Source organism: Streptomyces sp. ATCC 21386 (genome assembly GCF_018728545.1).
GTDB lineage: Bacteria > Actinomycetota > Actinomycetes > Streptomycetales > Streptomycetaceae > Streptomyces.
Window position 1 is genome coordinate 3,815,719 of sequence record NZ_JAAVVL010000001.1, and the last position, 12,779, is coordinate 3,828,497.

A 12,779-nucleotide genomic window follows, 5' to 3' on the forward strand; every position below is an offset into this window, starting at 1 on the left:
GGCTGGGCAGCTCCGGCATGGGTCTGCCTCCCGGTCGGTCGGAGACCGGGAGGCAGACGTCGGGGCGGGTCAGCCGTTGCGAGGGCCGGGGAATGCCGTGGGTCTCACGTCCTCGCGGAGGGTGGGGCTGCCCGCTGTCGGCTGCGTCGGCATGTGCGCGGGCACCGGGGCGGGCAGGGGAGCGGGCATCGAGCGGGCCGCCGGGACCGTGGGGATGCCGGAGCCGACGTTGACGGTGCGGGTGCCCTGGGGTTCCCCCGTGCGTTCCGCCTCGGCGGCGGCCTGCGCGGCGGCACGACGGGCGCCGTAACGGCGGTGTACGGCCTGCTTGGTGACCCCGAGGGCCGAGCCCACCGCGTCCCATGAGAAACCGAGCGAGCGGTCGAAGTCCACGGCTGCCGTGACGAGGGTCTCGACACTGTCCCGCAGCTCCTGGGCGAGGCGGACGGTCGGGGCGGGGGCGCGTCCGTAGACGACGAAGCCCGTGGAGGGGCCGGAGCGGCGCGGGCGGTAGACGTTGCCCAACTGGGCGGTGAGGGTGCGCAGTGCGTCCACCTGCCGGCGGACCCGCTCGATGTCCCGCACCAGCAAGTGCAGGCTGGCCCGAGCCTGGGCGTCGTGGGTTGCGTGGTCGGCCATGAACAAGCCTCTCGAACCGGCGTTGGAAAAGGGGAGGTGCCGCGAATGCGGCGCGTATCGGTCAACTCTTTCTTGACCAACGCGAATTCGCTCCGCTGGTAACGGGGTGGGGGCGTGGGGGCATATGCGTAGGGCGCGTGGGTGGGGGTGCGCCCCCGCTGGCGCTGGGCTTGGGCCTTGTTCTCCCACCTGCGCAGCGCCCGTTACTCCTTGGTGGAGGAGTACAGCTCTCTCGTGGGGGTGCCACGCCGTCGGTGGCTGCGGCCCGTCGGGTGGTTGGGTGGGAGGTCTGTGTGGGGCGGAACATAGACTGGGCTGTTGTCCCGCGTTGTCGCGTGGGGGCGTACGAACTTTCGTCCGAGAGGCCGTCAGACATCCATGAAGCTCGTCTTCGCCGGTACCCCAGAGGTCGCTGTTCCCGCCTTGGACGCCTTGATCGCGTCGGGGAGGCATGAGGTGGCCGCGGTCGTGACGCGGCCGGACGCTCCGGCGGGGCGGGGGCGGCGCCTGGTCGCGAGCCCGGTGGCGCAGCGGGCGGAGGAGGCCGGCATCGAGGTGCTGAAGCCTCACCGGCCCCGGGACGAGGCGTTTCTCGCGCGGCTCCGGGAGATCGCGCCCGACTGCTGCCCCGTCGTCGCCTACGGGGCCCTGCTGCCCCGGGTCGCCCTCGACGTGCCCGTCCACGGCTGGGTCAACCTGCACTTCTCCCTGCTGCCCGCCTGGCGGGGCGCCGCTCCGGTGCAGCATTCGATCATGGCGGGTGACGAGATCACGGGCGCGTCCACCTTCCTGATCGAGGAGGGGCTCGACTCCGGGCCGGTGTACGGAACGGTCACCGAGGAGATCCGGCCGACCGACACGAGCGGGGACCTGCTGACCCGGCTCGCCTTCGCCGGCTCCGGGCTGCTCGCCGCCACGATGGACGGGATCGAGGACGGCACCCTGAAGGCCGTGCCCCAGCCCGCCGACGGGATCACCCTCGCCCCGAAGATCACCGTGGAGGACGCCCGGATCGACTGGGCCACCCCCGCGCTGCGCGTCGACCGGGTCGTGCGCGGCTGCACGCCCGCGCCGGGCGCGTGGACGACGTTCCGCGGGGAGCGGCTGAAGCTCGTCCACGTCGCGCCGGTGCCCGAGCGGACCGAACTCGCTCCGGGCGCGCTCGAAGTCGGCAAGAACAACGTGTACGTCGGGACCGGGTCGTACGCCGTCGAACTGCTCTGGGTGCAGGCGCAGGGCAAGAAGCCGATGCGGGCCGCCGACTGGGCGCGCGGGGTGCGGATCGAATCCGGTGAGTCGGTCGGAGTCTGAGCGACTCGGATTCCGATTCTCGATTCCGCCGGGCCGGTGGCCGCCCTGACCGCAGGTCTCCGCGGCCGCCGCTCGGTGGTCCGCCCCCGCGGCGTACCCTGGCCGTGATGTCTCGTCCCGTATCCGGAGCACCTTTTTCGTGAGTGAGCAGTCCCGTCCGGGCAAGCCGGGCAAGCCGTACCGCCGTCCCCAGAAGGACCCCGTCCGTATGCTCGCCTTCGAGGCGCTCCGGGCCGTGGACGAACGGGACGCGTACGCGAACCTCGTTCTGCCGCCGCTGCTGCGCCGGGCGCGGGAGAAGGAGGGGCCCGACAAGTTCGACGGGCGGGACGCGGCGCTGGCGACCGAGCTGGTGTACGGGACGCTGCGGCGGCAGGGGACGTACGACGCGGTCATCGCGGAGTGCGTCGACCGGCCGTTGCGTGAGGTCGACCCGCCGGTGCTCGACGTGCTCAGCCTCGGTGTGCACCAGCTGCTGGGCACCCGGATCCCCACGCACGCCGCCGTGTCCGCCTCCGTCGACCTCGCGCGTGTCGTGCTCGGCGACGGACGGGCCAAGTTCGTGAACGCCGTGCTGCGCAAGGTGGCGCGGCACGACCTCGACGGCTGGCTGGAGCGGGTCGCGCCGCCCTACGAGGACGACCCTGAGGACCACCTCGCGGTCGTGCACTCGCACCCTCGCTGGGTCGTCTCCGCCCTGTGGGACTCCCTCGGCGGCGGGCGCTCCGGGATCGAGGAGCTGTTGGAGGCCGACAACGAGCGGCCCGAGGTCACGCTCGTCGCCCGGCCCGGACGGTCCACCGCCGAGGAACTGCTCCGGGAGGAGTCCGCGGTGGCGGGGCGCTGGTCGCCGTACGCCGTGCGGCTCTCCGAGGGCGGGGAGCCGGGTGCCGTGGACGCCGTGCGGGAAGGCCGCGCGGGGGTGCAGGACGAGGGCAGCCAGTTGGTGGCGCTCGCGCTCGCCAACGCGCCCTTGGAGGGTCCCGACAAGGCATGGCTCGACGGGTGCGCCGGGCCCGGCGGCAAGGCCGCGCTGCTGGCCGCCCTCGCCGCCGAGCGCGGGGCCGTGCTGCTCGCCTCCGAGAAGCAGCCGCACCGGGCCGGGCTGGTCGCCAAGGCACTGGACGGCAATCCAGGCCCGTACCAGGTGATCGCCGCCGACGGCACCCGCCCGCCCTGGCGGCCCGGGGCGTTCGACCGGGTGCTGATGGACGTGCCCTGCACGGGGCTGGGGGCCCTGCGGCGGCGCCCCGAGGCCCGTTGGCGACGGCGGCCCGAGGACCTGGACGGGTTCGCCCCGCTCCAGCGGGCGCTGCTGCGGACCGCGCTGGAGTCCGTGCGGGTCGGCGGAGTCGTCGGCTACGCGACCTGCTCGCCGCATCTCGCCGAGACCCGCGCGGTCGTCGACGACGTGCTCAAGAGTTACGGCGACGCGGCCGATCTGATCGACGCGCGGCCCCTGCTTGAGGGCGTACCGGCACTGGGCGAGGGCCCCGACGTCCAGCTGTGGCCCCATCTGCACGGGACGGACGCCATGTACCTGGCCCTCATCCGCCGGGTCGCGTGACGCTCCGCCCCGTCAGCCGTCCGGCCCCGCGGCGCTGCCCACCGGTTCCTGCGGCGGCGGCGGTGCTCCGCCGTCCTCCCGGGCCAGCCGGTGCGGCCACCACACCTTCGGGCCTACGTCCAGGAACAGCGCCGTGACCAGCACGGAGCGGACGACGAAGGTGTCCAGGAGCACGCCCAGAGCGACCGCGAAGCCGATCTCGGCGAAGGCGACCATGGGGAGCGTGCCGAGGGCGGCGAAGGTGCCGGCGAGGACCAGGCCGGCCGAGGTGATCACCGCGCCGGTCGTCGCCAGGCCGGTCACCACGGCTTTGCGGGTGCCCTGGTGGGTGGCCTCCTCGCGGATGCGGGTGGTCAGGAAGATGTTGTAGTCGATGCCCAGGGCGACCAGGAACACGAAGACGAACAGGGGGAAGTCGGTCGACTCACCGGCGTAGTCGAAGAGGTGTCTGAAGGCGAGCGCGCTGATGCCCAGCGCGGCGGCGAAGGAGAGGATCACCGTCCCGATCAGCAGCAGCGGGGCGATCAGGGCGCGGAGCAGGGCACAGAGGATCAGCAGGACCACGACCAGCACCAGCGGGATGATCAGGATGTTGTCGTGGGTGGTCGCCTCGTCCATGTCCAGCAGGGCCGCCGTGCCGCCGCCCACCTGGGCGTCGGCGTCCGGCACCGCGTGCACGGCGTCCCGGACCCGCTCCACGGTCTCCTTCGCCGCCTCGCTGTCGGCCGGGTCGGACATGGTCGCCTCGAAGAGGACCCGGCCCTCGTGGGCGGGTTTCGTGCCGGGCGGCAGGCCGAGCGAGTCCGGCACGACGCCTTCCGTGTCGGCGACGACCCGGCCCACCTCCCGCGCCTGCTCCTGGTTGCTGATGATCACGAGCGGATCGCCGCTGCCCGCGGGGAAGTAGCGCGCGGATACCTCCTGGCCGACGATCGAGTCCGGTTTGCCGGTGAAGGCGTCCGCGTTGCTGATGCCTTCCGCGCGCAGTTGGATCAGACCGAGTGAGCACAGTGCGAGGGCGGCGGCCGTCGCCACCCAGACCGTGCGGGGGCGGCGGGAGAAACGGCGGCCCATCCGGGCCCACACACCCCGCTCGGTCGGGTCGGGGCTGCCGAGGTGCGGGATCACCGGCCAGAAGATCCAGCGGCCGAAGATCACCAACAGGGCGGGGAACAGCGTCATCATCGCGAGCAGGGCGACCGCGACACCGATGGCCGCCACCGGGCCCAGCCCGCTCGTGGAGTTCATCTCGGCGGCCAGCAGCACGAGCATGCTCAGCACGACCGTCGCGCCGGACGCCAGCACCGCCGGGCCCGCCCGGTGCAGGGCGAGGGCCATCGCCTCGTGGCGGTCCTCGTGACGGCGCAGTTCCTCGCGGTAGCGGGCCACGAGCAGCAGGGCGTAGTCGGTGCCCGCGCCGAAGACGAGAACGGTGAGGATGCCCGCGCTCTGGCCGTTCACGGTCAAGCCGGCGTGTTCCGCGAGCAGGTAGATCAGGGCCTGGGCCGTGAACAGGGCCGCGATGACCGCGAGGAGCGGCACCAGGATGAGGGTCGGACTGCGGTAGGTGAGCAGCAGCATCACGATGACGACGGCCATCGCCGAGAGCAGCAGCGTTGAGTCGATGCCCTCGAACGCCTCGGAGAAGTCGGCGGACGTGCCGCCCGGACCCGTGATGTGCACGGCGAGCCCGTCGCCGCCCTCACCCACGTCCTCGCGGATCGAGTCGACCGCCGGCGCGATCCGCTCCCAGCCCTTTTCGTCCATCGTGATCGGGACGTAGACCTGGGCGGCCCTCGGGTCGACCGCGCGGTCGTAGACGGGGCCACGGGTCTGGTCGCCGATGATCTTGTGGGCGGTCAGCTGCTTGAGCTCCCGTACGTCCGCCTCGATCGTCGCCCGGTCCTCGGCGGTCAGCCCGCTCTCCCGGGCGTACACGACCACGGCCGGGATCTGCTCGGGGCGGAAGCCCTCCGAGATCTCCAGCACCTGGGTGGACTCGGCCGAGCCCGGCAGCCAGGAGGCGGCGTCGTTGTCCTGGGCGTCGGTGAGCTTCGTGGCGAACGACGCGACCACGAACAGCACCACCAGCCACAGCCCCAGTACGACCCACTTGGCCCGCCGCCCGCAGACGAGGTGCCCGATGCCGCGGTTCCCTGTCATACCGACCTCCACGACCGCGCCCTGTCAGGGGCGCGGGACGGTGACATCTGCGGCTGCGCCGCGCCGGCGCGAGCGACCAGGACGGGCCCGCGGCCGACGAACCACGGTCTACACCCCGGACCGATGCCCGCAACCCCTGGAGGGCATGACAGTCTTGGCCCATGGCCGCGCAGATCAACCCCAGCATCCTGTCCGCCGACTTCGCCCGTCTCGCCGACGAGGCGAAGGCGGTCGAGGGAGCCGACTGGCTCCATGTAGACGTGATGGACAACCATTTCGTCCCGAACCTCACGCTCGGTGTGCCGGTCGTAGAATCCCTGGCCCGTGCGACGGAGACGCCGCTGGACTGCCATCTGATGATCGAGGCCCCCGATCGGTGGGCGCCCCAGTACGTGGAAGCGGGTGCCGGTTCCGTCACCTTCCACGTGGAGGCGGCCGCCGCACCGGTGCGGCTCGCCCGCGAGATCCGGGCCAAGGGTGCCAGGGCCTCCATGGCGCTCAAGCCGGCGACGCCGATCGAGCCGTTCGAGGACCTGCTGCCCGAACTCGACATGGTGCTGATCATGACGGTCGAACCGGGCTTCGGAGGCCAGGCCTTTCTCGACATCATGCTCCCGAAGATCCGCCGGACCCGCGAGTTGATCAGCAAGCACGGCCTCGACCTGTGGCTCCAGGTCGACGGCGGGGTCGCCGCGTCCACCATCGAGCGCTGCGCCGAGGCCGGCGCGGACGTCTTCGTCGCCGGTTCCGCGGTCTACGGCGCACAGGACCCGGCCGAGGCGGTCCGGGCGCTGCGGGCCCAGGCGGAGGCCGCGACGGCGACCGCGGGCTGGGCCTGCGGCCACTGAACACCGGGCCTGCGGCCACTGAATTACGGAGGAACACCCGGGCGAACGCCGAGGCCGGCGGGGCACGTCGTGCGTCCAGAGGGCCAAGGAAACGTGAACGGCGTTCCTTCGGGCTGATCGAAAACGTCGGATCTGCAAGGATGAACGGCGTATCCATGTGTGAAGAGCAGTGAGGAGATGACCGTGTCGGGTATGTCGGCGGGCCGGTCAGCCATGCGGATGGGACCCGCTGAGCTGGTTCAGGCGGCGGCCATGGCACGCCGTTTCTACCTCGAGGGCAAGTCCAAGATCCAGATCGCCGAGGAGTTCGGCGTGAGCCGCTTCAAGGTGGCCCGGGTCCTGGAGACCGCCCTCGAGCGGGATCTCGTACGGATCGAGATCCGTGTCCCGGCGGAGCTGGACGCGGAGCGTTCCGACGCGCTGCGGGCCCGGTACGGCCTGCGGCACGCCGTGGTCGTCGAGTCCCCGGCCGACGCCGAGGAGTCCCCCGACCCGGAGAACCTCGGCGAGGTCGCCGCGGACCTGCTCGGTGAACTGGTCAACGAGGGCGATGTCCTCGGCCTCGCCTGGGGCCGCTCCACCATCCACATGGCGGCCGCCCTGGACCGGCTGCCGCCCTGCACGGTGGTGCAGCTGACGGGCGTGTACGACGCAGGGACCGCCGAGCGCGGCTCGGTGGAGGCGGTCCGGCGGGCCGCCCAGGTGTCCGGCGGCGACGCCCACCCCATCTACGCGCCGATGCTGCTGCCGGACGCGGCCACCGCGGCCGCGCTGCGCCACCAGACCGGGATCGCACGGGCCTTCGAGTACTTCGACAAGGTCACGGTCGCCTGTGTCTCCATCGGCTCCTGGGAGGCGGGCATCTCCACCGTGCACGACATGCTCAGCGACGAGGAGCGGGGGCACTACGCCTCCCTCGGGGTCGCCGCCGAGATGTCGGCGCACCTCTTCGACGCCGACGGCCGCCGGGTCGGGCGCGACCTCGGCGAGCGGTGCATCACGGTCAAGGCCGACCAGCTCCGCCGTATCCCCGAGGTCGTCGCGATCGCGGGCGGGCAGCGCAAGGCGGCCGCGATCGACGCCGTCCTGCGTTCGGGGCTGGTGACCAGCCTCGTCACCGACACCTCGGCAGCGGACTCTCTGCTGACGGCCGGCCAGACGCCGCGTCCGGCGCTCAACCGGGCGGACCCGGACGGGGTGTAGCGCTCCGCCGGGCCGGGGGAAGGGTGAGTGGGGACTTGGGCCGGGGGATCGCCGCGGCTCCTGTGGCTGGTCGCGCAGTTCCCCGCGCCCCTGTCGGGGCGGGCGGCCCTCGATGAGACACGGGATGCGGAGACTGCGCCTTCGGAGGATCCTCCCAGGACCCCCACCGCCCCTCTGGACGATCCGTCGGGGCCGCTCATACCCGCCGACATGGGACAATGAGGTACGTGCTCTTCCCCCTGGCGGTCCTGTCAGGGGGTCACCTCTGATCGACTGGGATGTGCGGCACGTGCGTTTCCTCAATGACATCCAGCCCGCGTACGACCTGACGTACGACGACGTCTTCATGGTCCCGAGCCGTAGCGCCGTCGGATCGCGGCAGGGCGTGGACCTGGCCTCCCCGGACGGCACGGGCACCACCATCCCGCTCGTCGTCGCCAACATGACCGCCATCGCCGGCCGCCGGATGGCCGAGACGGTCGCCCGCCGCGGTGGCCTGGTGGTCATCCCGCAGGACATCCCGATCGAGGTCGTCACCGACGTCATCTCCTGGGTGAAGAGCCGCCACCTCGTCCTCGACACCCCGATCGTGCTCAACCCCCACCAGACGGTCGCCGACGCGCTGGCCCTGCTGCCGAAGCGCGCGCACAACGCGGGCGTCGTCGTCGACGAGGGGCTCCGGCCCGTCGGCGTCGTCACCGACACGGATCTCACCGGTGTCGACCGCTTCACCCAGCTCGAAGTCGTCATGTCCCGGGACCTGTTGCTCCTCGACGCCGACATCGACCCCCGTGAGGCCTTCAACCGGCTCGACGCGGCCAACCGCCGGTACGCGCCCGCTGTCGACCGGGACGGCCGTCTCGCGGGCATCCTCACCCGCAAGGGCGCTCTCCGCGCCACGCTGTACAGCCCCGCCGTCGACGCGAACGGCAAGCTGAGGGTCGCCGCCGCCGTCGGCGTCAACGGCGACTTCGTGGGCAAGGCCAAGCAGTTGCTCGACGCGGGCGTCGACACGCTCGTCATCGACACCGCGCACGGCCACCAGGAGTCGATGATCAACGCGATCAAGCTGGTGCGCGATCTCGACCCCCGGGTGCCGATCGTGGCGGGCAACATCGTGGCCGCCGAGGGCGTGCGGGACCTGATCGAGGCCGGCGCGGACATCATCAAGGTCGGTGTCGGGCCCGGCGCGATGTGCACGACCCGCATGATGACCGGGGTCGGGCGGCCGCAGTTCTCCGCCGTCCTGGAGTGCGCGGCCGAGGCGAAGAAGTACGGCAAGCACGTGTGGGCCGACGGCGGTGTGCGCCACCCCCGCGATGTCGCCATGGCGCTGGCCGCGGGCGCGTCCAACGTGATGATCGGGTCGTGGTTCGCGGGGACGTACGAGTCGCCCGGCGACCTCCAGCAGGACGCCGGCGGGCGGCTGTACAAGGAGTCGTTCGGGATGGCGTCCGCGCGGGCCGTCCGCAACCGGACGAGCGAGGAGTCGGCCTACGACCGGGCGCGCAAGGCGCTGTTCGAGGAGGGCATCTCGACGTCGCGGATGTTCCTGGACCCGGCGCGGCCGGGGGTCGAGGACCTGATCGACTCGGTGATCGCGGGGGTGCGGTCCTCCTGCACCTACGCGGGGGCCGGGTCGTTGGAGGAGTTCGCCGAGCGTGCGGTCGTCGGGGTGCAGAGCGCTGCGGGGTACGCGGAGGGGAAGCCGTTGCACGCCAGCTGGAGTTAGGGGTTCGGGCGTGGCGCGGCGCCCGGGAGCTCGGGGGAGCTGTGGGTTGGCGGGTGCGGGTTCTGTGTGGTTGTTCGCGCAGTTCCCCGCGCCCCTGACCATGCTGCCGTTTCCCCTCTTCCCAAGAGTGCGCGCAACGGCCTGAACGGGCCGCGCAACGAAGCTTCACGCACCCGTGAGCAACGCAACGATCTTGCGTCGGCGCGCAAGGTTGCCGCATTACGCATGTAAAGCCCTGGCCCATAGGGTCATGCGCTGTACGTGGCGTGGCGGGGACCTCCTGCTCGGTGGCCCCCTGCTGTTCGGTGCTGTCGGTCCTCACCCGCCCTGACCGGCAGCGATGAAGGAGCCACGCGTGCTCGACCAAGGCGCACCCCCGCAGCATGAGAATCGGTCCGCCCCGCCCTCCATAGGCCTCACGGCGGGGCTGATGCGCCGCAAGCCCGTGGAACGCCTGGTCGCGGAGGGCGGCCAGGGCGAGGGAGGGTCGCTGCGGCGGTCCCTCGGTCTGTGGCAGCTGACGATGATCAGCATCGGTGCCACGCTCGGCACCGGTATCTTCGTCGTCCTCGGCGAGGCCGTCCCCAAGGCCGGTCCCGCCGTCACCCTCTCCTTCGTGATCGCGGGTCTCACGGCGCTGTTCTCGGCGCTGTCCTACGCGGAGCTGGCCGGCACCATCCCGGTCTCCGGGTCCTCCTACTCGTATGCGTACGCAACGATGGGTGAGCTGGTCGCCTGGGTCTGCGGCTGGTGTCTGGTGCTGGAGTACGGGGTGTCGGTGTCCGCCGTCGCCGTCGGCTGGGGCGAGTACCTCAACGAGCTGCTGGACGGGACGATCGGCGTGACCATCCCGGCCGCGCTGTCCGCGCCGCCCGGCGACGGGGGCATCTTCAACCTGCCGGCGCTGATCGTCGTCCTGCTGGCGATGGCCTTCCTGCTGGGCGGCGCCCGGGAGTCGGCCCGCGCCAACACGATCATGGTCGTGGTGAAGATCGCCGCCCTGCTGCTCTTCTGCCTCATCGGCCTCCAGGGCTTCCGGTCCGGCAACTACGAGAACTTCATGCCGCTCGGCATGGCGGGCGTCAGCGCGGCCGGGGCCACGCTCTTCTTCTCGTACATCGGGTTCGACGCGGCCTCGACCGCCGGTGAGGAGGCGAAGAACGCACAGCGCGACCTGCCGCGCGCCATCATGCTGTCGCTGGTCGTCGTCACCGCGCTGTACGTGCTGGTCGCCGCCGTCGCGATCGGGGCGCGGCCCTGGGAGGGGTTCGGCGAGTCCGAGGCCGCGCTCGCCGGGATCATGAAGGACGTCACCGGGGACGCGTTCTGGGGCACGCTGCTGGCGGCCGGTGCCGTCATCGCCATCGCGAGCGTGGTCCTCACCGTGCTGTACGGGCAGACCCGCATCCTGTTCGCCATGTCACGCGACGGGCTCGTGCCCAAGGTGTTCTCGCGGGTCCATCCGAAGACCGGGACGCCCCGTGTGAACACCGTGATCGTGTCCCTGTTCTGCGGTGTCCTCGCCGCCGCCGTCCCGCTGGGACAGCTCGCCGACGCGACCAGCATCGGTACGTTGTTCGCGTTCGCCCTGGTCAACGTGGCGGTCGTGGTGCTGCGGCGGACGCGGCCCGAGATGCCGCGGACCTTCCGGGTGCCGCTGTCGCCGGTGCTGCCCGCACTGGGATTCGCCTTCTGCGTCTGGATGATGGGCAGCCTCGACACCGTGACCTGGGTGGTCTTCGGGGTCTGGATGGCCGCCGGGCTCGTGTTCTACTTCAGTTACGGCTATCGCCGTTCCCGTCTCGCGACTCCAGAGAAGTGATCCACCCGCAGTGCTGAACGATCTCGACGAACGCATCGTGCACGCCCTCGCCGAGGACGCCCGCCGCTCCTACTCCGACATCGGCCAACTCGTGGGGCTCTCCGCGCCCGCGGTGAAGCGGCGGGTGGACCGGCTGCGGGCGACCGGGGCGATCACCGGATTCACCGTCCGGGTGGACCCCGCCGCGCTCGGCTGGGAGACCGAGGGGTTCGTCGAGATCTACTGCCGGCGCAACACCTCGCCGGAGACGATCCAACGGGGACTGGAGCGGTACCAGGAGGTGGTGGCCGCGTCGACGGTCACCGGTGAGGCCGATGCCGTGGTGCAGGTGTTCGCTTCCGATATGCGGCACTTCGAGCGGGTGTTGGAGCGGATCGCCGGGGAGCCGTTCGTCGAGCGGACCAAGTCGGTGCTCGTCCTTTCCCCCTTGCTGCGGCGGTTTTCTTCCGGGGCGCCCGCCTGAGAGCTCGGGGGTGGGCGGTTCGTCGGCGGGTGCGGGTGCGTGGGGGTTGTTCGCGCAGTTCCCCGCGCCCCTGAGGGGGCCGGGGGTTTCCAGTTACTCGGCGGTCTTCCTCGCCAGTGCGTTGTTGCCGATCGAGTTGTGGATGCTGAAGCTCACCGCGTCCGGGCGGTAGCGGTCGTCGGACCACTCCACCGGGCGGCCCTCGCGGGTGGTGGTGACCCGCCGGACCCGCAGGAGAGGGCTGGTACGGCGCACGGTGAGCAGCTCGGCGTCCCGGGCGCCGGCCGCCACGGCGTCGATGACGTGCTCCCCGTAGGCGAAGACCAGGCCCGTGTCGTCGAGCAGGCGCTGGGTCACCGAGGGGCAGTCCTCCTCGATGGACTCGACGGCCGGGGAGATCCAGTCGGCGTAGACCGTGCGCTCCAGCAGGACCGGCTGCCCGTCGAGGCCGCGCACCCGCAGCACGTGCAGGACCTGCGCGCCCGGGGCGAGCTGGAGGCGCACACGGTCCTCGGCGGTGGCCGTCCGGTACTCCTGCGTGATCACCCGGCCCGTGGCCTCGCGGCCCATCGCGCGCGCCCACTGGGCGAAGCTGCGCAGCTCGGCGAAGCTCTGGCTGCGGCGGCCGGCCAGGACCACCCGGCGGGCGCCCTGGCGTGAGCCGATGAGGCCCTCGGCGGTCAGGGTCGCCACGGCCTGGCGGACCGTGCCGCGTGAGACGCCGTAGCGGGCCGCGAGTTCGGTCTCCGGCGGCAGCAGACTGCCCACCGTGTACTCCTCACGGTCGATCGCCCGCCGCAGTGCCTCGGCGATCTCCTCGTGTCGCGCCGCCATGGTCCCCCTCCGCTCGTCCGGTCGCCCGCTGTGCGCAGCACGACCAGCCTAACGAGGTGGGGAAGGGGGTGCCGAATGCGGCCTCCGGGCAGGGATTGTGCGGGAAAACGTGCACGAGTATTTCGCCGCTGTTTACGTGCGTGATATGAAGCGCGGACCTAATGAGGCCAACTTGTTCAGACAAGTGCTCCACCCAG

Annotated in this window: 10 protein-coding genes; 7 read left to right on the forward strand and 3 right to left on the reverse strand. The window is 71.7% G+C overall.

Translation table 11 applies throughout. The features are described 5' to 3' along the window. Positions 1-69: 69 nt before the first annotated feature. A complete protein-coding gene (locus GWK25_RS16700; RefSeq protein WP_215450997.1) occupies positions 70-639 on the reverse strand; it encodes a hypothetical protein in 570 nt (189 codons plus the stop codon). 378 nt (positions 640-1,017) lie between these two features. Here GWK25_RS16700 and fmt point away from each other — a divergent pair, with 378 nt between their 5' ends. Both fmt and GWK25_RS16710 read left to right on the forward strand, forming a co-directional pair. Next, a complete protein-coding gene (gene fmt, locus GWK25_RS16705; protein ID WP_215450998.1) occupies positions 1,018-1,950 on the forward strand; it encodes a methionyl-tRNA formyltransferase in 933 nt (310 codons plus the stop codon). Positions 1,951-2,089: 139 nt separating this feature from the next. Beyond that, positions 2,090-3,517, forward strand: coding sequence for an RsmB/NOP family class I SAM-dependent RNA methyltransferase (locus GWK25_RS16710; RefSeq protein ID WP_215450999.1), 1,428 nt, complete (start codon positions 2,090-2,092; stop codon positions 3,515-3,517). A 12-nt stretch (positions 3,518-3,529) separates the two neighbouring features. Here the strand turns inward: GWK25_RS16710 and GWK25_RS16715 are convergent, their stop codons facing one another. Continuing rightward, the gene (locus GWK25_RS16715) at positions 3,530-5,680 is read right to left on the reverse strand and encodes an MMPL family transporter (RefSeq protein ID WP_215451000.1); all 2,151 of its coding nucleotides are present in this window, start codon (positions 5,678-5,680) and stop codon (positions 3,530-3,532) included. Between the two features lie 161 nt (positions 5,681-5,841). Here GWK25_RS16715 and rpe point away from each other — a divergent pair, with 161 nt between their 5' ends. From rpe to GWK25_RS16740, 5 genes are all read left to right on the forward strand, one after another. Further along, positions 5,842-6,528, forward strand: a complete 687-nt coding sequence (gene rpe, locus GWK25_RS16720; protein ID WP_215451001.1) for a ribulose-phosphate 3-epimerase — start codon at positions 5,842-5,844, stop codon at positions 6,526-6,528. Between the two features lie 159 nt (positions 6,529-6,687). Next, positions 6,688-7,731, forward strand: a complete 1,044-nt coding sequence (locus GWK25_RS16725; protein WP_215451002.1) for a sugar-binding transcriptional regulator — start codon at positions 6,688-6,690, stop codon at positions 7,729-7,731. 289 nt (positions 7,732-8,020) lie between these two features. Next, on the forward strand, positions 8,021-9,463 hold the full coding sequence (locus GWK25_RS16730) for a GuaB1 family IMP dehydrogenase-related protein (RefSeq protein WP_184896420.1): 1,443 nt from the start codon (positions 8,021-8,023) through the stop codon (positions 9,461-9,463). A 355-nt stretch (positions 9,464-9,818) separates the two neighbouring features. Beyond that, positions 9,819-11,285, forward strand: a complete 1,467-nt coding sequence (locus GWK25_RS16735) for an amino acid permease (RefSeq protein ID WP_215451003.1) — start codon at positions 9,819-9,821, stop codon at positions 11,283-11,285. A 10-nt stretch (positions 11,286-11,295) separates the two neighbouring features. Further along, positions 11,296-11,748, forward strand: a complete 453-nt coding sequence (locus tag GWK25_RS16740) for an Lrp/AsnC family transcriptional regulator (RefSeq protein WP_037701371.1) — start codon at positions 11,296-11,298, stop codon at positions 11,746-11,748. A gap of 93 nt (positions 11,749-11,841) precedes the next feature. Here GWK25_RS16740 and GWK25_RS16745 read toward each other — a convergent pair whose 3' ends face one another. Next, on the reverse strand, positions 11,842-12,582 hold the full coding sequence (locus GWK25_RS16745) for a GntR family transcriptional regulator (RefSeq protein ID WP_215451004.1): 741 nt from the start codon (positions 12,580-12,582) through the stop codon (positions 11,842-11,844). Positions 12,583-12,779: the final 197 nt, after the last annotated feature.